The organism is Sediminicola luteus (assembly GCF_002514735.1).
GTDB lineage: Bacteria > Bacteroidota > Bacteroidia > Flavobacteriales > Flavobacteriaceae > HQA918.
Genome location: NZ_NBWU01000005.1, coordinates 91,174 through 118,132, shown reverse-complemented (window position 1 = coordinate 118,132; position 26,959 = coordinate 91,174). Strand labels below are relative to the sequence as shown.

Sequence of the window (26,959 nt, the reverse complement as noted above, 5' to 3'; positions counted from 1 at the left end):
GTTAAACCACCGCTCCATTTCATTACTATGGCCAAACCCCTTATCTTTTCCCTTCAAACCACAACTATGCACCAACCCAGCTTACGAAATTGCACCCCAAATGACGCCCATTGGGCCGTTCCCCTTATTTATGCCTCAGGTCCCGATGCTTTTGATTATGTTTTCCAAACCAAAAACCAAAAGGCTCAAGAATTTTTATCTTTTGCATTTAAAAGAAAAGGAGGCGAGTTCAGTTTTGACAACCATTATGCGCTCACCCTTGAAGGCAGGCCCATAGGTATCGGCGCTATTTTCGATGGTAAAAAAGCTTTGGGTTTCCCTTTGACAGATGCGCAAAATATTATGAGGTACTATAAACTTCAAAGTCCTCAGGTGTTAGTTAAAGGCTTACGGACCGAAAAAATAATACAGCCTCCCAAAACCTTTGAACATAGCCTGGTACATTTGGCCATTGATCCCCAACTACGGGGACAAGGTTTGGGTACTACCCTAGTAGCCTTGTTAATGCAACAGCTACCCCTTGGCGCAATGGGTGAAAAATTCGTTCTCGATGTGTCCCTTGAGAATCCCAGGGCCAAAAAACTTTATAAAACCCTCGGTTTTAAAGTTTCTAAAACTATACAATCTACTCTCAAAAACCAGTACGGACACGTACCCAGCCATCATCGTATGGAGTTGGCGGGTTAAACTTTTCTGAGCTACTATCAATATCTCTGAACGCATCTTTAACCAACACATTCAAGGGAAAAATTTATACCATGCACTGTTAAAGCGTAACACACAGTTAATCAAATTAGGCGAAAACGGAATTTCCGAGTAGCCCATAAAACAATTCTTCTGTAATACCCTCACCCCATCCCTCTCCCGCTTGGAGAGGGGGCAAATTTCAAGTCGGATTGAATTTACCGTAACTATTTCGGATTACTCAGATATCGAATACATCACTAAACCATTCGTTTATCGACATAAACTTCGACAAAATTGCTATCGCGTATTTAAAAACTTAGTTTCCGAAATTGTAGCGAATGGTAAAGCCGGCGTTGATCGTAGTTTGCGGAAAGGCCGTAGACACCTTAAACTTGGAGAACGAATGATCATAAAAGAACAAGGCGTTCAGGTTTTTGGTTAGCGCATAATCAGCGGTAAACTTAAAAGAGAACAAATTCTGCCCCGAGGTAATCTGGTTATTATCCAGTTCCAGGTTACGGATTATGGTAATATTATCGCGCAAGGTAAGATCGCCCTTCAAGTTCAGATCACCTTTTAGACGTTGTTTTTGTCCGCCGATATTGGTTACCATTTTTACATCTTTAAAACGGTAACCCAACCCTAAGGTATACTCCTTACCATTGATCTCGGTCAGCAAGTTGTTATCGAAACTCAGGGCCATGGAACGATCGCGCCTTACCTCAGCCAATACGCTCAAGGAATTTTTCATCTCAAAATCGACCCGCATCAAGGGGTTGAACTGATCGGTCATTACCACATTACTAATAATGTCTTGTGGTAAATAATCGTCGTTTTCCGGATTTATAGGTTCGTTGCCTTCATTGATCAATTGGGTACGCTCTAAATTGGTCTGGAACGAGTTAATGCTATAAGAAGCACGGTAACCATGGGCCAATGAAAAACGTCTAAAGCGTTTTTTAAACCATTTGTAGCGCATAAATCCGGTATACTTAAGATCCCAATTCGGTAAAGGGAAAGACCTAAAGTAGCCCAATTTTACCTTTCCGGCATCTTGACCGGCATAGGCCGCATAAAAAGCAGGCAACAATACATCTTGTTGGGTTTTACCGTAACGGGTAGGAAAGCCTTCTTCGTCTACATCGGTCGGATCCAAACCATCGCGGGCCGCCAAACGTTGGGCCACAGCCAAGCGATTGGCTTTAAACTCATCGAAATTCTTGGAGGTAATCTCATCACTTTTACCAAAAGCGGTACCGATCATAATGGTAGAAATACTAAAATTACCCGATTGATTCCCCAAAAGATTAACATACTCTTGGTTTTCTACCCTAAAGTTTTCTTGGTAGCGATCGGCATATTGGCGATCGGCTGCCAAGTTTATCGTAAGATCACGTACCGGTCGGGCTTCGGCCGAGATATTCAGCAGCTGTCGGGTCTCTTGAATGTATTGTTCGTTAAAATCCTCAAATTCGGTAAGCCAACCATTTTTAGCGGCCTCAAAACGCACATCGGCCTGGCTACCGAATACAAAACCAAGGGAAGGTTTGGTCGTACCAATAAAACCAATAGACTGTGTATAACCCGGAAGCACCTTACCATTGGTCTCGCTATAGTTTACGTTAATACGTTTTACCATGGTAAGTACATCTTTAAGCGCATCGGTAAAACCTGTTTTCTTGACTTTAGCATCGGGATCGTTAGGATCGGCCGACCTAGATTTGGCCTTGTTCTTTTTACCTAAACCAATATAATCGTACAAACGTTGCATGGTCATACTACCCGTAATCTCGTGGGTATTGGCATTCTGAACGGTATTAATGGTCTCCCCGGCTACTGCGGCCAAGGCATCGCCCCCACGCTGCCAATCGAAATTAGACGTATAGCGGTATTGCCCCGAGATAAAGTCTAGGGCAGGTATTTTATCGAAAGGAATATCGTAGTTCAATTCGAACTGTTGGGCATGGCGGTTAGGTTCGCCAATATCCCAAAAACCATCGTAGAGGGCCAAATTCGGATTGATCCCAGAATCGGGGTCCCCAGCTTCCAAGAAATAATTGCGAACGATATTGTTATTGGCGGCCGTTAAATTTACCGACAAGGAATTACTGATACTATAATTTAAGGTATACTGCCAATTGAACATAAAGTTACGCTGTTGCAATTCAGGCAGCTCTAATTTATCTACTCCTGGCTCTAGAACATCCCTAAAGGTTTGCTGGTTAAAGGCCCTATCGTAATTGGCATTAATGGCAATTTGGGTAGGCAACCAATTAAAGTTCATATCCTTCAGCCATTTCCAATAATCGCCGGTTAGTACCGAATCTTTTTTGGCCAAGGGTGCAATATTCGATTCCGGGAAATTGTAAGCATAAATGGCCCCGGTACGTACCCTTTGATCGCGTAATTTGGCTATCTCGAAATTACGTTGTTGGGTTTCATTATACGAGTAATTGAAAGTGAAATTTTCAATATCGTAGGGCATGGGCTTCTTTTCGGTAGTACGCTGTTTTTTGACCCCGATTAGGTTAATACTGGTACGCTTGGTATAATCTTCGGCCTGTTCGCGAATATCGTCGGCCTCCTCTTGGCTATTGGCCGCATTGATCCTATCGTCTAATTTTAAATCGTCATATACCGGATCGAACTCGGGTGTAATCTTCTTTTCGGCTATCCCATAATTGAAAGGGATCTGAACCCCCCAACTTTTCGGTAACAATTGTCCGGCATTTATATTGGTTACTACATCGTAAGAAACCACATCTTCCCTAGCCCTTTCATTTGGCATTTGATCAATGGAACCAAAACCAGAGGTACTCATGGCCCCAGTGGCGGTTACATTGGCAAAATCGGCCATATTGGCGTCAATGGCGGCTATTGCTGCCCAACCCCCGTTATTATCGAGGCCTACCAAACGTAATTCATTAAACCAAACCTCGGTACTGAGCGAACGGTCATCGGCATTTTTAACACCTACCATCATAGATCGGATACTACCCATAGACGGGTTACCCTTAACGGCAATACGTAATTGCCCTTCGGTTCTTGGTGCAAATTCGGATACTTGTACAGGCTCACCATTCACAATATCGTAATAGACCACATCATTTAGGGTACCATCGGCAATACCAATGGATTTGATAGCCGAAAGCAGGTTCAGATCTAAATCGATCTCGTTTAAGGCAGGCCAAATGGCATCGGTGCTAGTGCTACCCCATTCGGTAAGCTGTAAGGGTAATTCTACCTGATAATAGTTTTCCGAAAAATCGGTACCGATCCGTAAAAACCCGATGACCACATTATCGCGAACAATGGTATTTTCGATTACCTCTTCGGCATGCATGAACATTTTGATACGCTGATATTGGCGCATATCTATATTCAGGTTTTTAAAAACCCCGCGTGAATCTTCGGCCTGAAGGTTCTCTACCTTCATGGAAAGCGATTGCTCGTTTTGTCGTATTATAGTATTGTTATTGTTCAATTGCTCACGAACCACCCCAGGAGGCAATACATAAGGAATTGGGGTGCGTTGACTATTCTCTTCAATATTTACCGTATTCACATCGAGAATGGTACCATCGTCTTGGGGGTCATCGCCGTCTTCGGTCAACGAACGGGTGTAGGTACGCCAATCGCCACGCACCAAATCCAAGGTAGCGAAACGCAAGACTACATCACTACTAAAACCGGTAAGGTACATACGCATAAAACTGATGGACCTAAAGTCGTTGATACCACCAACGGCATCGGTAAAATCGCTTAACGGAATCTTGTATTGGATCCACCTGCGGTTCAATCGGGTACCATTGGGTAGTTCAGGGGTCTCCCCTTCTTGTATATCGGTAACATACTTATCGGCCACCGTGGTATTGGGACGGATAGGGATGCGGTATTCGTAATAACTGTTTACCGTGTTCATGGTAAGGTCACGGTCAATATCCTCTACGTCGGGTAGGGTCGTATTACCACGATCGGTATTGTTTACCGCCACTGGCGAGTTACCATCGGGGTTATTGAAGTTTTTGTAACGTGTTAAAATATCGCCATCGGCAGCAATATAATATTCGTAGTTATCCAAGGCCGGATCTTCACCTGGGTTATTGGTATAGATCGCCCCTTCGTCGGCATCGCTCAAACCATCGTACCCAATATCTTGCAAATTCCGGTTGGCCTCTTCGGCATCAAAGGCGTATACCAACGACTGGGTAGCCGGCACCCTACCCCAAGAGGTAGGACTGGTAAGTTCGTTACTACCAACCCCTGGCAGTCCGTTTTCATATTGTTTACGGCCATCCTTTAAGATATCCTCAGAGATATTACCAAAATTGATGACCAATTCCCCTGTACTGGTAGCCTCTCCATCTACATAAGGATCCAACACCCAAAACTGCACAAACTCTACATTGGCCTGTTCAAAGTTGGTAGAGGTCATCGGTCGCATGATACCGGCCCATTTTTCATCGGCATTTTCGGTATCGAAATCGTCGCTATTGTTATAAGGCCCTTTTTGAGTTGGGTAATAGGCCAAATCGAGTGTGCTTTGTACCGTAGTCTGCCCTTGGGCGATATCCGTTTGCGGGAAAACCTCGTCTATAAATACACGGCGGGTGGCATTGGTAGACACATCGTTATCGGTTATACCCGAAGGTCTTTGATTGGTATAGAAAATAGGGTCGATGGTATACCAGGCCATTTTAGCCCTACCATGGCCGTTGTTCAAATTCAAGGGGTCCTCCGGACTGCTACCCTCCAACTGTCCGCTTGGGGTAAATTCTAAAGGCGTTGAAGCCAAGAACCAACCCAAGGAAGAGCGGATATCTATCAAGGCCTGGGCGCCTTCGAAATCGTCAAGATAAGTGGTGGTCTCCCCATTAAAATCGGCCGCTTTGGGCGAGTTGGGTTTTAACCAGGCAACTTCGCCACGAACGGAAACGTTCGAGGGTTCATCGGTATCTATATTGGGTAACTTATTGGCCAAACGGGTCAAGAAAGGCACTTCGGTAGAATAGTTTCCGTTTAAACCGAAAATGGTATTGTTTACCGGCTCTACGCCATAGTTCGATTTTTGGGTTAGCGGTCGTTCGTTAAGGTTAAGAAAGGTACCGCCCAACACAAAATTCTTATTGAACTGATGCTCGACATTTACCCCCGAAAAACGACGGGTTTGTTGTCCGAATACCGCATTGTTCTCTACCGAGATATTGATTGGGGTATTGGAATTCTGCAAACTAGGGTCGATAATTTGTACCGTACCGGCCTGATAGTTTACGGTATAGTCGATACCTTCTTGTAACTGTCGCCCACCAGCGGTAACACGAACCGAACCCCGAGGCACGTTAAATGCCCCGATCGGAATACCATTGTTTCCGGAAGACTTATAGCGCCCCTTAATCTGGAATTTATTCTTTTCGGCTTCCTCCAAAGCGGCTGCCTTGGTCTGTTTATACAGGTTACGCCAAACATATTTTTGCTGGTTTACGTTATAACCGGCATCATCTTCCACATCGTAATTACCCCCACCGAGCAATTCAAAAAGGAATTCCCCAAAAGGCTCCGCCTTGGTAAATATGATGCGCCCGTTACGTTGGTCTACAGTAATACCTGGAATGAAATCGAAGAAACCATCACCCCCAGGCTGTAAATCGTTATAGGCATTTAAGCGGTCGAAATTAAAAACCTCCAACAAAATGCGTTCTTCCAAAGGTTTGGGGTTGGTAGGCCAGCCGGTATTTGGGTCTACGGGTGTAATATAGTTTCGCGGCGTGGGATCGGTGTACAAAAGATTCATCTTAAAATCTTCTTGATCCAATTGAAAAGCCCCGGTGCCATAGATGTTTTTCATCATCAAATCCCAAATGGGATCGGCCACACTGGTAATGTTACTTTTCAAGAGCTTTAACACCAAAGTATTGTTTTCAATAATAGGATCTACCCCAGGCGCAATGGTAGTGGCATCGAGTCCGCCATTGGCAAATTCCCCTACCTGGAACACCTCGCCGTTATAGGTATATTGAAAAGCCACACCCAATACCTCATCGTTACTCAAACGCTGGTTTAACGAGATATAACCCAACTGTTGGTTAAAACTATAGTCACGATTGATCTCAAGTTTTCGAGCATTCTCCAAAATGGCATAATCAAAGCCCTGGTTGGCCACGTAACCATTAGTAAAATTAAAGGCCGACTCTACGGTGGCAATATCGCGAATCTCGTCGCCCAGCACACTACCCGGCTCCCCTATCTCGGCCGGATCATACCCATTGGCATTGTTTCGAGGCAAACGCGGATCGGGACCACCCGGATTAAAGAACCCAGGAGGAGTTCCCCCTTGTTGCCCAATTCGGGTGCGGTCTTCTATAGGCTCACCCAAATCTTGAAGGGCCACTACATTACGAACGTTCAAGGTCTGCTGGTTTCTATTGGTCACCCAAACCTCCAAACGGGTAATCTGCACTCCAGAGCGTATATAAGGGTATTGTTCTAAGGCAACATCATAATTATCACGGAAGTATTGCGATAAGAAAAAGTGCTTGTCTTCTTCGTAATCGAGGGCCGAAAGGTCAAACTCTTCAACCGTGCCACCGCCTTGGGCCACTACGGTATTGTTTTGGGAGCGTTGTTCTGAGAAAACGGCAGATACCGTAGTTTTACCGAACTGCAACTGGGTCTTAACCCCAAAAAGACTTTGGGCCCCGGTGATCAACGATGAGTTGAGCGGCATATTTACATTACCAATCTCAATACTTCTGATAATATCGTCTTCGGTGGGGGTATATTCCAATTTCACCAAGTTCTGGAAATCGAAGGTAGCCTCGGTATCGTAATTGGCCGTTACTTGTAAACGCTCACCCACCTTACCCAAAAGCGATAGGCTAATACGCTGGTCGAAATCAAAGGAAAGGTTGGAACGGTTTCGTGGCGATAAGGCCGGGTTATCGTTTTTCTGCCAAATAACGCCCAAGTCCATGGCTACCGAACCTTGCGGGATTACCTCTATGGTATTTCCCCCAAAAACCGATTCGAAGAACGAATTGTTTACATAAAAGTTGGGCAATAGGTTTTTACGGGCTTCTTCACTACCCTCTTTCTTTCCGTCGAAGGCAGAGACCCGCTCTTTGAAATAGTCTTTCATAGTTTCCTTACGCACCAATTCGTAGTACTGTTGGGGCGTAAGGATTATGGGGTAGTTGATATCGAAATCCCCAATTTTTTCAGTGTATACATACCGATCCAATTTGGGGTCGTAACTATATTTGGAAACGATACTATTGGGGTTCTTTAAAGACAATTGGCCCAGGTCGTACCCGGTTTTTACGGAGTCCTGCGCCTGCCCTTCTGCATCCTGACCATAACCTACCGCCATGGCCAAGAGGAAAAATACGCATAGGGTTAATCTCCTAAATGCATATTTAGATGTCTTTACTGCCCCTGTTTTCAAACTTATCACAAATTTTTAAGCGCCAGCTTTATCAGCTCCTCCACCTTTAGGGAAGGATCTTCGCCAGCGATCTTGTCCACGACCTTTTGCGCCTGTTTTCGGGCAAAGCCAAGGACTTCTAAAGCAGATAACGCTTCATCTTTATTTGTATTGTTTGTAACAGTGGAAACTTCGCCCATTTCGGGCAATTTGAGTACTTTGTCTTTTAACTCTATAATTACCCTTTGGGCCGTTTTGGCACCAATGCCTTTTACAGATTGAATCTGGCCTACATTATCGCTTAAGATAGCATCGCGAACTTGCTCAGGACTTAAAGATGACAACATAGTTCGGGCCGTACTAGCACCTATACCCGAAATGGAAATTAGCAAACGGAACATGGCGCGTTCGCCCTCATCCATAAACCCAAAAAGCGTGTGGGCATCTTCCTTTATCTGTAAATGGGTAAGTAAACGCAGGTTTTCTCGATCCGGAATCTTGGAAAAGGTATTCAGGGAAATATTCACATAATAGCCCACCCCACTACATTCTAAAACTACAAAAGTTGGGTTCTTTTCTACGAGTTTTCCGTTGAGATGGGTGATCATGGGGATACTTGTTTTGGGTTAGCTAATCGAAATTGACAAAGAATCGTCTGAACTACAAATCTAAGGAACCCAATGGTATTATTGGTTTATATGTTTAGCGTTTATGGTTTATCTTCTCAATTTACATGAGAAGCCCCATGCCTTGAAGGTTAGATCAACCAAATTCACTGGTGTTTTGGAACACTGGCGCATTGCAGAATATTCATTAATCGATTTACCCGTACAACCAACTTCGTAATCCAACTTCATTTTCAAATTTTCAAATCACCACGCGGTTACATTGTACATTGCTTCATCGGTACATTGATAAATCGATACATTGAAGAAGCTGACACGAATATCCCCCTTAATCCCCCAAGGGGATGTTTTAGCCCCCGAAGTGACCCCAAAAACAGATTGTTACACAGAGTTTCACTGAGAAGGCGCAGAGTGGCACAGAGAGTTCTTTAAACGATTCTACAGTTTTACAGTACCACATTAATCAATCAGCTATAATCAATTTTCAATCAAAAAAGTCCCTTGAACTTCGTACTACCAAACTCGTACTTTTCGCACCCATTTTCAAATTGATACATCATCAAATTGACCAATTGCTTAATCGATACATGGTTACATTGGTACATTGAAAAAATCTCCCTATTCCAATTTCCAAGTCCGAACCTCGTACTTAAAAATCCTATTGTTTATTCAAATGGGCTTTTTTACGTTTCTCACGTTCCTGGGCATCGATTACGGCTACAGCTGCCATATTAACGATTTCATCGACACTGGCACCTAATTGTAACACGTGCACCGATTTGCGTAACCCCATCATAATAGGTCCGATCGAATCGGCTTTATTCACCTCCTTTAGAAGTTTATAAGTAATGTTGGCCGACTCCAAATTCGGAAAAATAAGGGTATTGGCCTTTTTACCAGCCAATCGTGAAAAGGGAAACTGACTTTGACTTAGCTCCCTATTCAAGGCAAAATCGATTTGGATTTCACCATCTACCGCCAAATCGGGACATTCTTCATGTAACTGCTTAACCGCCCTTCTCATTTTTATGGCATTCGGATGGTTGGAAGAGCCAAAGTTGGCGTAAGATAACAAGGCCATGGCCGGATCAAAACCAAAGGCTTTACCTACATTGGCCGTCATTTTGGCGATTTCGGCAATATCTTCCGAACTTGGGTCTATGTTTATAGAGGTATCGGCCAATAACAAAGGCCCTTTATCGGTAACCATAATGTTTACGGTGGCCACTTTCTCAACCCCTTTGGCACGACCGATGACTTCAAAAATAGGTTTGATTACGGTAGAATAGGCCCGGGTATATCCGGAAACCATTCCATCGGCCTCCCCTTCGAGCACCATCATGGAACCAAAATAGTTGCGTTCGCGCATCTTAATCTGGGCCTGGTATAAGGTGACACCCCTGCGGTTACGCTGCTCAAAGAATTTTTGGGCATAACGTTCTCGGGTCGCCTTGGATTCATCCATATGGGGATCGATGATCATACACTCGCCATCGAACCCTATTTCTTGTTGTAGCTCTTCAATAATCTCACGATTCCCCAAAAGGATCGGTGTGGCGATACCTTCGTCGTAAACCGTTTGGGCGGCTTTTAGTACGTCGAGGTTATCGGCCTCGGCAAAGATGATTTTCTTCGGGTTCAGTTTAGCACGGTTGTGCATAAGACGAACCACTTTATTGTCACTACCCGAGCGTTTTAGCAATTCTTCTTCGTAACGATCCCAGTCTTCAATTGGTGCCTGGGCCACGCCACTTTCTATAGCCGCTTTGGCCACCGCTAGTGGAATGGTCGATATTAAGCGAGGATCAAACGGTTTCGGGATAATATACTCGGTACCAAAACCTAGGCTTTTTTCACCATAGGCAATATTCACTTGCTCCGGTACTGGTTCTTTGGCCAATTCGGCCAAGGCCCGTACCGCGGCCATTTTCATTTCTTCATTGATCTTGGTGGCCCTCACATCCAAGGCACCCCTGAAAATAAAAGGGAAGCCCAATACATTGTTCACCTGGTTCGGGTGATCGGAACGCCCCGTTGCCATGATAATATCTTTACGGGTCTTACAGGCCAAATCGTAGGCAATCTCAGGGTTCGGATTGGCCATGGCGAAAACAATAGGGTCTTTGGCCATAGATTCGAGCATGGCCGGACTCACGATATCGGCAATGGAAAGTCCGATAAATACATCGGCATTTACCATCGCTTCTTCTAGGGTATCTATTTTTCTATGGGTAGCGAACTCTTCCTTTTCCTTGGTAAGGTTCTCACGATCTTGTCGGATAACCCCTTTACTATCCAACATTACCATATTCTCGGCACGGGTACCGAATGCCTTATAAAGCCTAGAGCAGGAAATAGCCGCAGCCCCTGCCCCACTGATCACGATCTTTAGGTCTGCCATTTTTTTACCGGCCAATTCCGCTGCATTCAATAATGCGGCCGCCGAGATAATGGCCGTACCGTGCTGATCGTCGTGCATGACCGGAATATCAAGCTCTTCTTTAAGGCGCCGTTCGATCTCAAAGGCTTCCGGCGCTTTAATGTCTTCCAAGTTGATACCCCCAAAAGTAGGAGCTATGGTTTTTACGGTCTCTACGAACTTATCTACATCTTTGGTATCGAGCTCGATATCGATTCCATCTATATCGGCAAAAATCTTGAACAGCAGGCCTTTGCCTTCCATAACCGGCTTGGAAGCTTCCGGGCCAATATCGCCCAAGCCCAAAACCGCAGTTCCATTCGAGATAATGGCCACCATATTTCCTTTGGCGGTATAACGATATACGTTTTCTACGTCTTTGGCGATTTCCAAACAAGGCTCGGCCACCCCGGGGGAATAGGCCAAGGCAAGATCCATTTGGGTCGCGTAAGGTTTGGTGGGTACTATCTTTATTTTTCCAGGTTGGGGTTTGGCATGGTATACCAAAGCCTGTCTCCTTTTCTGCTGCTCATTCATATCCGACGGATTAAGCTGCAAAGGTACGGTTCTCTATAGAATGGAGGAATCGAAAACTACCCCTTTGCACCTAGATCTATAACCTATTTATTATCAACGATTCAAAAACCTCTACTTCCCATTTTGGTGGTTATGCAGAAATCGGATGTTTCGGGTGAGCCCGGAGAATTTGGTGCGTTTTACAGCGGATTTTTTAAAAACGGTCCGGAATACTTCTTCGGTAATTTCGTCCCAATCGGACTTGCCCATGTTCAGTAAATCCGGATGCGGTTCAAATTCGGATTGGTTATGGGGGGTAGCAAAACGGTTCCACGGACAAACATCCTGGCAAACATCGCAGCCGAACATCCAGTCGTCTAGTTGGTTTTTGAATTCGGCAGGGATAGCTTCTTTTAACTCTATGGTGAAATAAGAAATACATCGCGATCCATCGACCACATAGGGCGCCACGATCGCTTGGGTAGGGCAAGCATCGATACAGGCGGTACACTGGCCGCAATGATCGGTAGTAGGCCCATCGGGTTCCAAGTCTAGATCTAAAATAAGTTCGGCAATAAAATAAAAAGAGCCGGTTTGTTTACTCAAAAGGTTGGAGTGTTTACCAATCCAGCCCAAACCACTTTTGGCCGCCCAGGCCTTATCGAGTACCGGGGCCGAATCTACAAAAGCCCTTCCGCCGACCTCCCCGATTTCGGTAGTTATAAAATGATGCAATTCACGTAGTTTCCCTTTGATCACATGGTGGTAATCTTGGCCATAAGCATATTTCGAGATTTTGTAGGCATCTTGGCGCTGCTGGTTCTCTGGAAAGTAATTTAACAACAAGGAAACCACCGATTTGGCCCCCGGCACCAATTTTCGGGGATCGAGGCGTTTATCAAAATGGTTTTCCATATACCCCATTTGGCCGTGCATGCCTTTTTGGAGCCATTGTTCCAATCGCGGGGCCTCTTCTTCCAAAAAATCTGCTTTGGAGACGCCACATGCCAAAAACCCGAGGCGTTTGGCTTCGGTTTTGATCAGGTCGCTATAGGTTTGTTTTAGGTTGATGGTGCTCCCTTTTTATGTGATTTCTCCCCAAGGTCGAAATGACAGTGCATTGACAAGATTACCCAAACAACCCACCTTGAATGTCGCCGCGGGATCGGCCTAGGTGTTTATAGGCCAGTTCCGTTACCTCGCGACCGCGCGGGGTACGTACGATAAAGCCTTGTTGTATCAAAAAGGGTTCGTATACCTCTTCCAAAGTTTCCCCACTCTCCGAAACGGCCGTGGCCAAAGTACTCATCCCTACAGGTCCGCCTTTGAATTTATCGATAATGGTGGCCAATATCTTATTGTCCATTTCATCGAGGCCGTGGGCATCTACGTTCAGCGCCTTTAAACCATACTTGGCAATGGCCATATCGATATGTCCGTTCCCTTTGATTTGGGCAAAATCACGTACCCGGCGCAAGAGTGCGTTACAGATACGTGGGGTTCCCCTAGATCGGCCCGCGATTTCGATGGCGGCTTCATAATCAATAGGAACTTTTAATATTTCGGCAGAACGATCCACAATAGTCGCCAATAATTCGGTACTGTAGTATTGTAATCGGCTCTGGATTCCAAAACGGGCACGCATAGGTGCGGTAAGCAATCCGGATCTTGTTGTGGCGCCGATTAAGGTAAATGGCGCTAAATGAATCTGCACCGTTCTCGCATTGGGACCCGATTCGATCATGATATCAATCTTATAGTCTTCCATGGCCGAATAGAGGTATTCTTCAACCACTGGGCTCAACCTATGGATTTCGTCTATAAAAAGCACATCGCGCTCCTGGAGATTGGTCAAAAGACCCGCCAAATCACCGGGTTTGTCCAAAACCGGGCCTGAGGTAATTTTGATCCCCACCCCCAATTCATTGGCCAAAATATGGGCCAAGGTTGTCTTTCCCAAACCGGGAGGGCCATGGAACAAGGTATGGTCCAAGGCCTCGCCACGCATATTGGCGGCCTCTACGAATACCTTAAGGTTTTCGAGCACCTGTTCCTGTCCCGTAAAATCGTCAAAACTTAAAGGACGTAAGGCCCTTTCAATATCCATTTCCTCATGGGAAAAATGGGCCGATGTGGGATCTAAGTGCTCGTTCATACCCACAAATATAAAGGAAAAGGCTGGTTTAGATAGCCACCTCTAATTCTTCTTCAGTAACTGTGCGGTATCGAAGAATCCGTTCAGGGTAATGGCAGGTTCGCCATAAACTTCGGTCCTGCTGCTCCCCGATAATTCTAAATTCAATTGCTGGTTGGCCTGCACGCGAACATCGGACTTACCCCCAAGGGTAAGTTTGGCCATCTCGGCAATACACTTTTCCATACGCGCCGAGGCATTTCCCTGTAGCTGCATTGTCGTACTATGTACCGTACCCGTAAGGTCGCATTTGGCATTGCCTTGTAGGTTACCTGCAATTTCTTGGGCATCTACCACGCCATCCAATACAATCTTATCGGTTAATGCCAACGATAAGCTATCGGCTTTTATCTGGGCTTTGGCCCGGGCATTGTCCATCATTTCCCAAGTAACCAAATCGCCATGCACCTCGCCTTCAAAACGACCATTATCTGAAATAAGGACTGCTACCTTATCTGAATCGATCGGGGATACGGTTTTTAGGGTACCTTGAATGATATGCAGCTTCTTCAAGGATTTATAGGATACATTGATCTCGAGTTTCTTCTTACCTTTTATTTTGTAAAAACAACTTATGGTAAGTATGCTATCGGTAACATCGAAATTCAATAACTCATGAAGGTTATCGTCGGCATTTACGAAAACACCTTCTCCCCCTTTTTTTAGGGTGATTTCCAGCTCGTCTTCCAAACGTACCGTATGGAAGGCGTTTAGATCGGTTTCCTGTTGTACCACAACCCTGCTTCCTTTAATACTGGGTTTCTTTTGACCGAAGGTGAGCAAACCCACACCAAGGGCCAGTAGTATCGTTATTTTGGCTTTCATATCTCGTGATTTATACTTCTGTTACCATTAAGACACCAAACTAATCAAAAAGTTACGTAAAACGAAAAGGGCCTCCGAAACGGAAGCCCTTCTTTATTTTGGATACATCGATCTTAGTGATGCATTTCCTCTTCATTATCTTGCAATGGCACGGTCTGCGGCACAAAATCCTGACCGGGGATTACATACTCCCCATCTTTATTGGTCTTACTATAATCATAAGCCCAACGGTGAACTTCAGGAATTTCACCTGGCCAGTTTCCGTGGATACGCTCAACCGGCGTCGTCCATTCCATAGTATTCGATTTCCACGGATTCTGTGTAGCAGGCTTTCCGTAGAAAATAGAATGGATAAAGTTGTAAACGAACACCAACTGGGCAAATCCGGCGATAATGGCGAAAGTAGTTATCAAAATCTGCACATCGGTCAAATCGTCGAACATAGGGAAAGCGGTGTTCTCATAGTAACGACGTGGTACACCCGCCATACCCACAAAGTGCATTGGGAAGAATACCCCATAGGCACAGACTGCGGTAATCCAGAAGTGGATAAACCCAAGATTTTTGTTCAACATACGCCCGTACATCTTAGGGAACCAGTGGTACACTCCAGCGAATAAACCGTATAATGCGGAAATACCCATTACCAAGTGGAAGTGAGCTACCACGAAATACGTATCATGCACGTTAATATCCAAGGTACTATCCCCAAGGATGATACCGGTAAGACCACCTGTTATAAAGGTAGAAACCAAACCGATAGAGAATAACATGGCAGGGTTCATCTGCAGGTTACCCTTCCATAAGGTAGTAATATAGTTAAAGGCTTTAACCGCAGAAGGAATAGCGATCAAAAGAGTTGTAAAGGTAAATACAGACCCTAGGAACGGATTCATTCCGGATACGAACATATGGTGACCCCATACAATCGTAGATAAGAAAGCAATGGCCAAAATAGAGGCAACCATGGCACGGTAACCGAAAATAGGTTTACGCGCATTGGTAGACATTACTTCGGAAGTAATACCCAAGGCCGGTAACAATACGATATATACCTCAGGGTGACCTAGGAACCAGAATAAATGCTCGAACAATACGGGTGAACCACCTTGGTAGTGCAATACCTCACCTTGGATAAAGATATCCGAAAGGAAGAAAGAAGTACCAAAGCTTCTATCCATGATCAACAGCAAGGCAGCTGATAATAGTACCGGGAAAGAAACCACACCGATTACCGCGGTTACGAAAAAGGCCCAAATGGTCAAAGGCAAACGCGTCATGCTCATACCTTTGGTACGCAAATTCAATACCGTTACGATATAGTTCAAGGAACCTAAGAGTGATGAAGCGATGAAGATGGCCATGGATACCAACCAAAGGGTCATACCCATTCCGGAACCACCTTGTGCCTGTGGCAAGGCCGATAGCGGCGGATAAATCGTCCAACCGGCTGCAGCAGGTCCTGCTTCAACGAACAAGGAGATGATCATGATAACACTGGACAGGAAAAACAACCAGTACGAAATCATGTTCAATAGTCCGGAAGCCATATCACGGGCCCCAATCTGCAACGGAATCAACAAGTTACTAAAGGTACCACTTAATCCGGCGGTCAATACAAAGAATACCATTATGGTACCGTGAATGGTTACCAAGGCCAGATACACGTCGGCATCCATAACACCACCCGGTGCCCATTTACCCAAAAGGGTCTCGAAAATCGGAAAAGATTCACCTGGCCAAGCCAACTGCATCCTGAACAATAAAGACATCGCAATTCCGATAAAGCCCATAATAAGGCCTGTAATCAGGTATTGCTTGGAAATCATTTTATGATCCAGGCTAAAGATGTACTTTGTTATAAAAGTCTCTTTATGGTGATGATCATGTGCTCCTGACATATCTATTAGTTATATTCTGTTAGCTAATACTCTTTCTTAGTTGGCGGCGATACTCTTACCGAAAGTAGATTGTTCGGCCATCCATTTGTTATATTCTTCTTCGGTCTCTACTACGATACGCATTTGCATATTGTAGTGCGATTTACCACAGATCTTGTTACATAGCAATACGTAATCAAATTCCCATGGATCTGAATTAGGCTCACCTTTGGCCGCTTTTTCGGCACGGATGGCATTAATTCGTTTTACCTTATCCTGAATTTCTTTCTTTTGACGCATATCGGCCGTAGTGATGGTAGGGGTAAAAGCGAATTCGGTCACCATTCCGGGCACACAGTTCATTTGTGCACGGAAGTGTGGGAAATAAGCGGAGTGCAACACGTCTTGCGAACGCATTTTAAAGTGTACTTTTCTCCCGACCGGAATATGTATTTCCTTAACGATAACATCGTCATTGGCATTCGGATCGGCGGTATCGATACCCAAGATATTGGCGTTATCGATATCGATCAAGCGAACATTGGCATCACCCAAAACATTATCCTCACCGGCATAACGGGCCGTCCAGTTAAACTGTTGGGCATACAATTCGATGGTAATGGGATCGTCTTCGGCATTATCGAACATAATCTCGGTCCAAGTATACAATCCGTAAAGGATAAGACCAGCCAAGGTAATTACCGGAATAATGGTCCAAATAAGCTCTAATTTATCGTTGTCGGCGAAGAACAAGGCCTTACGACCTTCTTTACCGTGATATTTATAAGCAAAGTAATGTAAAAGCGCTTGGGTAAGGGTCTGTACAAAGAAGATGATGGCCATCGAAATCCACATCAAAGTGTCATAATCACTTCCGTGGGCAGAGGCTGCTTCAGGCAAAAGGACCTTGGTGTACTTTACCAAGCTGAAAATGGTAATACCATAGATGAAGATAAGGAAAGCGAACATCAAATATCCGTTCATTTTGTTGTCCTTATCATTGGCTACTTGCGAGTTCTCTGTTTGGAACTGGGACAATTCGAAGATTTTGGTCATCTGCCAGATGGCGATGCCCACCAAAACCAAAACAGATAATGTCAATAAGGTTGAAACCATTGGTACGTCTGTATTATTCTTAACTACTGATTAATAATGAAAATGCTTACTTTCTTCAATAAACGGGTTCCCTTTAGGCACTAATGGTGCTTTGGTAAGGGTGGTGAACACGGTAAAGATAAAGGCTCCGGCAAAGAAAAGCACGGCCCCGATCTCAGGTACACCGATACCCCATTGATCTCCTACGGTAGCAGGCATAATCATATTGAAAATATCTATATAGTGACCGAAAAGGATGATCAGACCGGTCATGATAACGAACCAGTTGATACGCTTGTAGTCACTGTTCATCAACACCAACAATGGGAAGATGAAATTCAAGGCTACCATTCCAAAGAAGGGTAGTTTATAATCTTCGATCCTTGTAATGAAATAAGTTACCTCTTCCGGAATGTTGGAATACCAAATCAACATAAACTGTGAGAACCATAGGTAAGTCCAGAAGATAGAGATACCGAACATGAACTTGGCCAAATCGTGGATATGGCTATTGTTCACTTGCTCTAAATATCCTTTAGATTTTAAGTAGATGGTTACCATGGCGATTACGGTAATACCGGAAACGAACATAGAGGCAAATACATACCATCCGAAAAGCGTAGAGAACCAGTGCGGATCTACACTCATAATCCAGTCCCAAGACATCATGGACTCAGAAACCAAGAAGAATACCAAGAATCCGGCAGAAACCTTAAAGTTCATTCGGTAGCTTTTGGTATCCTCGGCATTATCCTGCTTTAGGGATAATTTCCTAGAAATGGTACGGTAAGCGATCCAACCCGCTAAATATACAGCGGCGCGGATTAAGAAGAAAGGTACGTTCAAATACCCTTGTTTTCCTTGTAACAAGTGATCGTTAGCCACTACATCGGCATCCATCCACACGAAAAGGTGGTTCATATGCATACCTGAAAGTACCAAAATCACGAATACGATAATCCCGCCAGGTACGATATAGGAGGTTATACTTTCCATAACCCGGAAAAGTAAGGGTGACCATCCCGCCTGGGCGGCCCTTTGAATGGCATAAAAGGCCAAAACGCCCAAAGCGATCATCATAAAGAAGAAGGCGCCTACATACAAGGCGGCCCAAGGCCTGTTTTTAAATTGGCTCAAAAGGTGGGCATCGTGCTCAGCGCTATGTCCGTCGTCGTGGGCCTCGGCAGAAGCATGTTCTCCATGAGCGGCCGGTGCGGCATGGGCATCGCCATGACCATCGTCGTGGGCAGCAACCAAGGCCTTGGCTTCCTCAACAGTAGAAGGAGACGACAAAAAGCCATAACCTATGGCCAAGGCACCTACGATCATTAAAACAAATGAGGCTATTTTAAGCTTACTCGAAAAGGTATACATACGATCAGTATATAGATATTATTTTAAATCATTTTTCAATTTCACCACGTATTCCGACACTTGCCAGCGCTCGGTTGGATTCAATTGGTTGGCATAGGATCCCATGGAGTTCAATCCGTAATAGATAGTATGGTAGGTACCACCCACGGTAATTTCCCTACCGGCATCTCCATAAGAAGGTACACCCAATATTTTTTCGCGCTCTACCAAAATACCGTTACCGTCACCTTTGGCACCGTGACAAACGGCGCAATAGATATCGTAAAGCTCTTTACCTACCTTTAGGTTTTTCTCCATATTCAAGGAATCTAAAGGACTTGGATCCAATTTGGCCAAGGCACGGTCTTCTGGGCTATTGCTGAATTTGTATGGCATATACCCACGGGCAATCGTTCCTTCTACCGGCTCCATAGCTTCCATGGTACCTGGCAGGAATTCTACTTGCTGGTAGGGCTCGTAGCTTACAGACTCATACATATTCGGGAAGAACTGGTAGTTAGGACGGTTCGAATCGGCACAAGAAGCCAACACGGCTACCAATCCTAAAAGAAACCCATATTTCATTACTGTATTCATCAGTTCAATTTTGTTTTTATACTAGTTCCGGTCTTTTGACCTTGGCTTACTACTTTTCAGTGATGTTGATCTCAACGGCACCGTGGGCCAACAACATATCGGTTAACCCCTGATGGTCTCCGTGTACGGGAATTTCCATCAAGAAATGATCATCGGTAGTCCTTACATCAGGGTTTTCAGCTTCTTTAAAAGGCCACAGCTTAGATCGCATATAAAAGGTGATCACCATTAAGTGGGCCGCAAAGAAAACCGTTAACTCGAACATTACCGGTACAAAGGCCGGCATATTCTCCAAATAGCTAAAACTAGGCTTACCTCCAATATCCTGAGGCCAATCGGCAATCATGATATAATTGATCATGGTAATCGCGACAGTCAATCCGATACATCCATAAATGAAGGACATAATAGCGATTCGGGTACCTTCCAAGCCCATAGCCTTGTCTAGGCCGTGAACTGGGAACGGACAATAAATCTCTTCGATATGATGGTTTTCCGACTTGACCTTTTTTACGGCCTTCATCAAAACCTCGTCGTCGTTAAAAAATGCCTGTACTACTTTAGATGCTGCCATTTTTTACTGCTTTTCGTTATTAGACCCTTGGGTTAGATCGTTCACTACCCCATTGGTGGTCATGGTATAGGTGGGCTCACCGGCCTCCCTTAGTTTCTTATATTTTTCTCCTGAAGACTTCAAGATAGACTTCACCTCTGCCTGTGCGATTACCGGGAAGGTACGTGCATACAATAGGAAGAGTACGAAGAAGAATCCGATTGTTCCAATAAAGATCCCGATATCTACAAAGGTTGGCGAGAACATGGTCCAAGAAGATGGTAGGTAATCGCGGTGCAAAGAGGTTACGATAATTACGAAACGCTCGAACCACATACCTATGTTCACTACAATAGAGATAATGAAAGAGAACATGATACTTCTTCTCAACTTCGGAATCCACATAAACTGTGGCGAGAACACGTTACAGGTCATCATGGCCCAGTACGCCCAAGCGTAAGGTCCGGTAGCCCTGTTCAAGAAAGCATACTGCTCATATTCCACACCGGAGTACCAAGCAATAAAAAGCTCGGTGATATAGGCACAACCAACGATAGAACCGGTAATCATGATTACGATGTTCATCAATTCGATGTGCTGTAGGGTAATGTAATTCTCAAGACTTACCACTTTACGCATAATGATCAACAAGGTGTTTACCATGGCGAAACCAGAGAAGATCGCACCCGCAACGAAGTAAGGTGGGAAAATGGTGGTGTGCCATCCTGGAATTACAGAGGTAGCAAAGTCAAACGATACAATGGTGTGTACAGAAAGTACCAATGGCGTTGCCAAACCGGCCAATACCAAGGACACCTCTTCAAATCGTTGCCAGTCTTTGGCCCTACCGGACCAACCGAAACTTAGCAAGCTGTATATTTTCTTTTGGAAAGGCTTTACGGCCCTATCACGGATCATGGCGAAATCTGGTAGAAGACCTGTCCACCAGAACACTAAAGAAACCGATAGGTAGGTAGAAATCGCGAATACGTCCCAAAGAAGCGGCGAGTTAAAGTTCACCCAAAGGCTCCCGAATTGGTTTGGCACTGGCAATACCCAGTATCCTAACCACGGGCGACCCATGTGGATAATTGGGAAAAGACCCGCCTGGATTACAGAGAAAATTGTCATAGCCTCCGCAGAACGGTTAATCGCCATTCTCCATTTCTGACGGAACAAAAGCAATACCGCCGAAATCAGCGTACCAGCGTGACCGATACCTACCCACCAAACGAAGTTGGTAATATCCCAGGCCCAGCCTACTGTTTTGTTCAATCCCCAAGTTCCGATACCGGTAGATACGGTGTAGATAATACACCCTAGACCCCATAAAAAGGCAACCAAGGCAATGGAAAAGACCAACCACCATTGTTTATTGGCCTTACCCTCTACCGGAGCAACGATATCCACGGTTACATCGTGGTAGCCTTTATCTCCGGTTACAAGCGGTTTACGTATAGGTGCTTCGTAATGCGACGCCATAATTTATTTTATAATTACGTTTCCTTTATTCTTTTTCGATTATGCTTCAGTAGTGTTCCTTACTTTAACTTGGTACACTACGTTAGGCTTGGTTCCGACATGCTCCAACAAGTGGTAGGCCCTGTCATCGGCAACAAGATCAGCGATTACGCTTCCTTCCTCATTTACATCACCGAAACGCATAGCACCCGTATCACAGGCTGCAGAACAAGCCACGGCATTGTTAAACTCACCTTTGGCAACCGGCCTACCTTCACGCTTCGCTTGAAGAATGATGGCCTGGGTAGCCTGGATACAGAAAGAACATTTTTCCATAACCCCACGGGAACGCACGGTTACATCGGGGTTCAAGACCATTTTACCAAGGTCGTTGTTCATATGGAAATCGAACTCGTCATTGTCGTTATACAAGAACCAGTTGAAGCGACGTACTTTATACGGACAGTTGTTAGCACAGTAACGAGTACCCACACAACGGTTATAGGCCATATGGTTCTGACCTTGACGACCGTGCGAAGTTGCAGCAACCGGACAAACCGTCTCACAAGGCGCATGGTTACAGTGCTGACACATTACCGGCTGGAAAGCTACCTGTGGATTGGCAGATGGATCTTCCAACTCACCGAATCCTCCCAAACTTCCTTTATCACCGGACAAGCCTTCAAAACTTTCTTTCTTATGATCATCGGCAGCGAAGGTATCTTCGGACGAATAATACCTATCGATACGCAACCAGTGCATATCACGGGATACCCTAACCTCTTGTTTACCTACGACAGGAACATTGTTCTCAGCATGACAGGCGATAACACAAGCACCACAACCAGTACAAGCATTTAAATCGATAGAAAGGTTAAAGTGATGCCCAATACTACGATCGAAGCTATCCCACATATCGGCTTCCGGAGAAGAAGCAGGAATCATGGCGTGGTCACGGGAAACCTCTGGTTTCACATTCCACTCCGCAGCTTTCTTAGTATTGAAAATTTCAAGGGTGGTTTCTTTTACGATATCGCCACGACCCATTAAGGTCTTGTGCAACTGCACACAGGCAAACTCGTGCATGCCACCTACTTTTTCAAGGCTAACCGACTGCTCGGCCACACCTCCAGCATACAAGGCGTAGGCATTCACCCCTTGTTGCATCTCAACCTTAAGCCCGGCTTTTCTTCCATATCCGAAGGAAAGACCAACAGAACCTGGAGCCTGACCTGGCTGTATAATTACCGGCACATTTTCTAAAGTTGCGCCATTTACGGTCATATTTACATAGCTACCATCCAAACCGCCATTGGCTACATGCTCATTAACAAGCCCCATAGCTTCGGCATCGGCTTTGGAAACGGTAACATAGTTATCCCAAGACACCCTTGAAATAGGATCTGGAAACTCTTGCAACCATGGGTTTCCGGCCTGTTGGCCATCGCCCATTCCCACTTTGGAATACAGTACCAACTCCATACCATCTGCATTGGCCTTGGCCAAACTTCTGGCTTGGGCAGCAGCAGAAGGCGCCGCCACTTCTTCAGTAGCCTCTTCTACAACAGGAGCCTCAACTACTTCCTCAGGAGCAAGTATAGGCGCGGTAAACACCCCATCATGCAAGGCCTGGTTCCAATCTAAACCACCCAAAATGGAAGTATTCCAATTATCTTTTATATACTGATAGTAAGACGTATCGTTACCCATCCACTTTAAAAGTGAAGTCTGCAACTGTCTTGTATCGAACAACTCTTTAATTACAGGTTGCTGAAGGCTATAGAAACCTTTCTTCATCTGCACATCGCCCCAAGCCTCTAAATAATTGGAAGCGGCACCCACATACTGTACCGCCTGGGCAGTATCATTGGCATTTTGAGAGAAAGCCACACTTAAGCCTACCTTTTCCAAACCAGCGGCAAATTCCGTAGCATTATCCAAGGTATACAAAGGATCGACCCCATCCATAACCAATACCCCAACCTTACCAGCATTCATATCGCTGATCAATTGGGCTACATTTTTACGACTACCTTGTCTTACATATTTTGGCGCTTCGGCATCAAAAGCCGCACTGGACAAGTGCTCGTTAATAGCCAAAACAACCGCCTGGGCATTAACATCATTAAGTCCGGTAACTACAACCGCTTTCTCACCAGCTTTTTTAATGTGTTTCGCGGCAGCATCTACGGCAGCAGCGACATTTTCAGGAAGATCGACACTAATGGCACTTCCGGTCAACTTACCATACAAAGCAGCCAAAGCCCTCTTTTGTACTGCCGGTGTTGCCAAAATCCGGTTGTCGGCATTGGCACCACTCAAGCTCATATTGGCCTCGAACTGGATATGCTTGGACATTTTTCCTTTTGCTGGAATACGTCCTTTGGCATAACCACCTTCGTAACCACCACCATTCCAATCCGACAAGAAATCGGCTCCGAATGACACGATAACATCCGCTTTGGCGAAATCGTAATCCGCTAAGGCACGCTCGCCATATTTGGCAGCAAAAGCATCTAAGGCAGCATCTTCAGAAACCGCATCGTATGCTATATGACGTACGGTACCGAACTGGGCACCGAACTCTGAAATCAATTTAGAAGCCGACGGACTGGCATAGGTCTGGGTCAACAATACGATTTGCTTACCAGAAGCTTGGGCCGCCTTTAACTGGGAAACAACCCCCGCATCGAAATCGGACCAATCGGCATCCTCACCATTTATTTTAGGACCCTGTAGCCGGGTACTATCGTATAGCGAAAGCACGGAAGCGTGCACCCTAGCATTAGCACTACCCATTACTTTGGCCTCGCGATTCGCACCAACAGCTATCGGACGCCCCTCACGGGTACGTACCAACACACTGGCAAAATCGAAACCATTAGCTATAGTGGTAGCATAGTAGTTAGACACCCCAGGCACGATCTCCTCTGGCTGTACTACATAAGGAATGGATTTCTTAACCGGACCTTCACAGGCAGCCAAAGAAGCCGCTGCGGTACTGAATCCGACATACTTTAAAAAGTCACGCCTATTGGTTGAGCTAGAAGCTAAAGTTTCTTTATCCCCAAGAAACTCGTCTACCGGGATTTGCTCAACGAACTCGTTCTGCTTTAACGTCTCAACAATGGAATCGTTAGGATTTAACTCCGCCTCACTTTTCCAATATTTCTTGTTTGAAGCCATACGATATATATGAAATTATCTTCTTGTTCTATTAATTAATAGTGGCACTTACCACATTCCAACCCACCCATTTGGGCCGCGGTCAGTTTCTCTACGCCATACTTTTTGGAAAGTTCCTCGTGGATCTTGGCGTAATACTCGTTACCCTCAACCTTAACATTGGTCTCGCGGTGACAATCAACACACCAACCCATCGTCAATGGCGCATATTGATACATAATCTCCATCTCCTCGACAGGACCGTGACAAGTTTGACACTCTACACCAGCCACACTAACGTGCTGAGAGTGGTTGAAGTAGGCAAAATCCGGTAGGTTATGCACTCGAACCCACTCTACAGGTTTGGTTTCACCCGTATAACGCTGGTTTTCCTCATCCCATCCAACAGCTTCGTATAATTTCTTGATCTCTCCAGTATAGAACTCATTGGTATACCCGTTAGCAATATCTTCAGCAGATGGCCCTTCTGGATTTCCTTTGTATTCGTAAATAGACTTGTGACAGTTCATACACACATTAAGCGAAGGAATACCGGAAGTCTTGGAAACCCTAGCAGAAGAGTGACAGTACTTACACTCAATCTCATTGTCTCCCGCGTGAATCTTATGCGAATAATGGATTGGCTGAACCGGGGCATACCCTTGATCAACACCAATCTGCATCATATAACCATAAGCGAAATAGGCACCCATCAACAACAAGAAAACCACAGAAACCAACACCAAGAACTGATTCTTAACGAACGCCTTCCAAAGTGGCATACGCGCCTCACCTACTTGCGATAAATCTACTCCATTAGCCTCGGCGATACGACGCAAGGTCTTGTTTACCAACACCAACATCATCACCAACAGACCGAACACCAAGGCCAAAACAGCCAAAATCAATTCATTGGTCACACCACCTTCTTGAGCAGCAGCCTCACCTGCCGGGGCAGCAGCCACAGCCTTTGGTGTTTCTGGCGGCGCATCGGCATAAGCCAAAATATCGTCAATATCCTGATTGGAAAGTGTCGGGAACGGCGTCATAGCCGCTTGGTTGTACTCATTATATATAGCAACCGCATCCGGATCACCCGCCTTAATCATAGCCGGGCTATTTTTAATCCACTGATACAACCACTCGCGCTCTCTTTTTTCAGAGATACCGGCAAGGGCAGGACCAGTCATTTTACGATCTAAAGCGTGACACGCGGCACAGTTTTGCTTAAAGAGCTTCTTTCCATTAGCTACATCACCACCAGTTGCGGCCACTTCGGCGGCAGCCCCCTCGGCCGCAGCCTCATCTTGGGCAAAAACCATGGAGGAAAAGAGTAGAAATACTACTAAACTGACACCTAAAACGTTAGAGAATTGATTACGGTACAGAACCTTTTTCATGTTAAAGTTATTTCAATCGAAATCCTGGCACGGTTATTACTTATACCTAAAAAAACAGGCAGTAACCGCCATTAAAATTGATCACAAAAATAAGTGATACGCTTCACATGGGAAATGTTAATACTTTTATAATGCACAATTTATAATTCGTCTAAATAAGTTATATTCACTGGGCTTAAACCCCAAAAAATTATCTTTGTAATACAAATTTTACATCCATGAAAAAGCCTTTATTATCAATCGTTTATTGCGCAATTTGTTTAGGCGGACTTCAATTGGCCCACGGTCAGGAAGCCACCACCGAAATTGAGCAAGACCCAAAAATCGATAGGCTTTTGGAATTATACACCGAATCGAACAAAGAAAAGGGCTACTACCGCATTCAAATCTTCTCGGGCACACATGCAGCTTCACAAAAAGCAAAGGAAGAAGCCCGGGTAGAATTTCCGGACTGGAGCGTGAAAATCACATTTGACCAACCTAACTATAAGGTTAAAATCGGGCGCTTCAACACCAAATTGGAAGCCGAACGCCAATTGATCGAGGTACGTAAAAAATTTCCCGGGGCCTTATTACCCGCCACCAAAACCAAGGACTAAAAACAGGCCAACCCCTACCCCAAAAGCCAGAACAACTTCGTGGCCATTATCGGCCTACCCAACTACTGAAAAACCAACAATGACTTTTATCATTGACAAGGTTTTGGCAAACTCATTACACAATTTATTGAAACACTCCCTATCCAAGCCGGAAACTCCATTCTCTCCG

15 protein-coding genes and 1 pseudogene are annotated in these 26,959 nt (G+C 45.0%); 2 read left to right on the top strand and 14 right to left on the bottom strand.

The annotated features are described in order from the left end of the window. The first annotated feature begins 66 nt into the window (after positions 1-66). Positions 67-687, top strand: coding sequence for a GNAT family N-acetyltransferase (locus B7P33_RS15755; protein ID WP_172435972.1), 621 nt, complete (start codon positions 67-69; stop codon positions 685-687). 316 nt (positions 688-1,003) lie between these two features. On the opposite strand, the gene sov is transcribed toward B7P33_RS15755, so the two are convergent. From sov to B7P33_RS15685, 14 genes and pseudogenes are all read right to left on the bottom strand, one after another. Continuing rightward, positions 1,004-8,128 (bottom strand): T9SS outer membrane translocon Sov/SprA, encoded by a 7,125-nt coding sequence (sov, locus tag B7P33_RS15750; protein ID WP_394341535.1) that lies wholly within the window; start codon positions 8,126-8,128, stop codon positions 1,004-1,006. Between the two features lie 5 nt (positions 8,129-8,133). Beyond that, positions 8,134-8,715 (bottom strand): Holliday junction branch migration protein RuvA, encoded by a 582-nt coding sequence (gene ruvA / locus B7P33_RS15745; protein WP_097443190.1) that lies wholly within the window; start codon positions 8,713-8,715, stop codon positions 8,134-8,136. A gap of 676 nt (positions 8,716-9,391) precedes the next feature. Next, complete coding sequence (locus B7P33_RS15740; RefSeq protein ID WP_097443189.1) at positions 9,392-11,689, bottom strand: NADP-dependent malic enzyme; 2,298 nt, start codon at positions 11,687-11,689, stop codon at positions 9,392-9,394. Between the two features lie 111 nt (positions 11,690-11,800). After that, a complete protein-coding gene (gene queG / locus B7P33_RS15735; RefSeq protein WP_097443188.1) occupies positions 11,801-12,739 on the bottom strand; it encodes a tRNA epoxyqueuosine(34) reductase QueG in 939 nt (312 codons plus the stop codon). A 58-nt stretch (positions 12,740-12,797) separates the two neighbouring features. Next, complete coding sequence (gene ruvB / locus B7P33_RS15730) at positions 12,798-13,823, bottom strand: Holliday junction branch migration DNA helicase RuvB (protein WP_097443187.1); 1,026 nt, start codon at positions 13,821-13,823, stop codon at positions 12,798-12,800. A 42-nt stretch (positions 13,824-13,865) separates the two neighbouring features. After that, the gene (locus tag B7P33_RS15725; protein WP_097443186.1) at positions 13,866-14,687 is read right to left on the bottom strand and encodes a GIN domain-containing protein; all 822 of its coding nucleotides are present in this window, start codon (positions 14,685-14,687) and stop codon (positions 13,866-13,868) included. 113 nt (positions 14,688-14,800) lie between these two features. Then, positions 14,801-16,588 carry a cytochrome c oxidase subunit I gene (locus B7P33_RS15720; protein ID WP_097443185.1) on the bottom strand — a complete coding sequence of 596 codons (1,788 nt, stop codon included), beginning with the start codon at positions 16,586-16,588 and terminating at the stop codon, positions 14,801-14,803. 36 nt (positions 16,589-16,624) lie between these two features. Then, complete coding sequence (locus B7P33_RS15715; protein ID WP_245871816.1) at positions 16,625-17,683, bottom strand: cytochrome c oxidase subunit II; 1,059 nt, start codon at positions 17,681-17,683, stop codon at positions 16,625-16,627. A 30-nt stretch (positions 17,684-17,713) separates the two neighbouring features. Beyond that, complete coding sequence (locus B7P33_RS15710; protein WP_097443184.1) at positions 17,714-19,036, bottom strand: quinol:cytochrome C oxidoreductase; 1,323 nt, start codon at positions 19,034-19,036, stop codon at positions 17,714-17,716. Positions 19,037-19,054: 18 nt separating this feature from the next. Next, on the bottom strand, positions 19,055-19,612 hold the full coding sequence (locus B7P33_RS15705) for a c-type cytochrome (RefSeq protein ID WP_097443183.1): 558 nt from the start codon (positions 19,610-19,612) through the stop codon (positions 19,055-19,057). Between the two features lie 49 nt (positions 19,613-19,661). Beyond that, a complete protein-coding gene (locus B7P33_RS15700) occupies positions 19,662-20,186 on the bottom strand; it encodes a DUF3341 domain-containing protein (protein ID WP_097443182.1) in 525 nt (174 codons plus the stop codon). A gap of 60 nt (positions 20,187-20,246) precedes the next feature. Continuing rightward, positions 20,247-21,647: pseudogene (gene nrfD, locus B7P33_RS15695) on the bottom strand (NrfD/PsrC family molybdoenzyme membrane anchor subunit); the annotation flags it as partial. Positions 21,648-21,686: 39 nt separating this feature from the next. Continuing rightward, positions 21,687-24,812, bottom strand: coding sequence for a TAT-variant-translocated molybdopterin oxidoreductase (locus tag B7P33_RS15690; protein ID WP_097443181.1), 3,126 nt, complete (start codon positions 24,810-24,812; stop codon positions 21,687-21,689). Between the two features lie 35 nt (positions 24,813-24,847). Then, entirely contained in the window at positions 24,848-26,191 is a 1,344-nt protein-coding gene (locus tag B7P33_RS15685) for a c-type cytochrome (protein WP_097443180.1), read from the bottom strand. 218 nt (positions 26,192-26,409) lie between these two features. On the opposite strand from B7P33_RS15685, the gene B7P33_RS15680 reads away from it, so the two are divergent. Continuing rightward, positions 26,410-26,790, top strand: a complete 381-nt coding sequence (locus B7P33_RS15680) for an SPOR domain-containing protein (protein WP_097443179.1) — start codon at positions 26,410-26,412, stop codon at positions 26,788-26,790. The last annotated feature ends 169 nt before the right edge of the window (positions 26,791-26,959 follow it).

Excerpts from the sequence above, each read along its gene's own strand:
- B7P33_RS15690 (WP_097443181.1), bottom strand. The coding sequence starts at position 24,812 with ATGGCTTCAAACAAGAAATATTGGAAAAGTGAGGCGGAGTTAAATCCT.
- B7P33_RS15705 (WP_097443183.1), bottom strand. The coding sequence starts at position 19,612 with ATGAATACAGTAATGAAATATGGGTTTCTTTTAGGATTGGTAGCCGTG.
- B7P33_RS15685 (WP_097443180.1), bottom strand. The coding sequence starts at position 26,191 with ATGAAAAAGGTTCTGTACCGTAATCAATTCTCTAACGTTTTAGGTGTC.
- B7P33_RS15715 (WP_245871816.1), bottom strand. The coding sequence starts at position 17,683 with ATGGTTTCAACCTTATTGACATTATCTGTTTTGGTTTTGGTGGGCATC.
- B7P33_RS15720 (WP_097443185.1), bottom strand. The coding sequence starts at position 16,588 with ATGTCAGGAGCACATGATCATCACCATAAAGAGACTTTTATAACAAAG.
- ruvA (WP_097443190.1), bottom strand. The coding sequence starts at position 8,715 with ATGATCACCCATCTCAACGGAAAACTCGTAGAAAAGAACCCAACTTTT.
- ruvB (WP_097443187.1), bottom strand. The coding sequence starts at position 13,823 with ATGAACGAGCACTTAGATCCCACATCGGCCCATTTTTCCCATGAGGAA.
- B7P33_RS15710 (WP_097443184.1), bottom strand. The coding sequence starts at position 19,036 with ATGTATACCTTTTCGAGTAAGCTTAAAATAGCCTCATTTGTTTTAATG.
- B7P33_RS15725 (WP_097443186.1), bottom strand. The coding sequence starts at position 14,687 with ATGAAAGCCAAAATAACGATACTACTGGCCCTTGGTGTGGGTTTGCTC.
- B7P33_RS15740 (WP_097443189.1), bottom strand. The coding sequence starts at position 11,689 with ATGAATGAGCAGCAGAAAAGGAGACAGGCTTTGGTATACCATGCCAAA.
- B7P33_RS15700 (WP_097443182.1), bottom strand. The coding sequence starts at position 20,186 with ATGGCAGCATCTAAAGTAGTACAGGCATTTTTTAACGACGACGAGGTT.
- B7P33_RS15755 (WP_172435972.1), top strand. The coding sequence starts at position 67 with ATGCACCAACCCAGCTTACGAAATTGCACCCCAAATGACGCCCATTGG.
- B7P33_RS15680 (WP_097443179.1), top strand. The coding sequence starts at position 26,410 with ATGAAAAAGCCTTTATTATCAATCGTTTATTGCGCAATTTGTTTAGGC.